The following is a 450-nucleotide window of genomic DNA, read 5'->3' as shown; positions in this document are numbered from 1 at the left end:
GATAAACAGCAATCCCATATTGAGCTCACGCTGGAGTTCCCGCAGTAGAGATAAGATCTGCGCCTGTACGGAGACGTCGAGGGCGGTGGTCGGCTCATCGGCGATCAGTAATTCCGGCCGTGTTAACAGCGCCATGGCTATCATGACGCGCTGGCGTTCGCCGCCGGAAAGCTGATGCGGATAATCGCGCAGACGCTGGCTCGCCTGGCGGATACCGACCCGATCCAGACAACCGATCATCTCCGCCCTTGCCGCCTCCCGACGCATTCCCCGATGGAGCGACAGCACTTCATAGAGCTGTTTTTCCAGCGTATGCAGTGGGTTAAGTGAAACCATCGGTTCCTGAAAAATCATGGCGATTTTATTGCCGCGTACGCCGCGTAGCGTCTGCTCGCTGGCATGAAGCAATGATTCGCCGTGAAAGCGAATATCGCCGGAGAGGTAGACGGC

The 450-nt window shown here is 57.3% G+C and carries 1 protein-coding gene; it reads right to left on the bottom strand.

The features are described from left to right. The coding region (locus ACEWB7_RS17760) for an ATP-binding cassette domain-containing protein (protein WP_411581053.1) at positions 1-450 on the bottom strand (450 nt) is incomplete at both ends.

It is taken from the genome of Acinetobacter sp. NIOH-H-8, assembly GCF_046635365.1.
Classification (GTDB): Bacteria; Pseudomonadota; Gammaproteobacteria; order Pseudomonadales; family Moraxellaceae; genus Acinetobacter.
The sequence above is the reverse complement of the archived record's forward strand: the minus strand, read 5'-3'. Positions and strand labels throughout refer to the sequence as shown.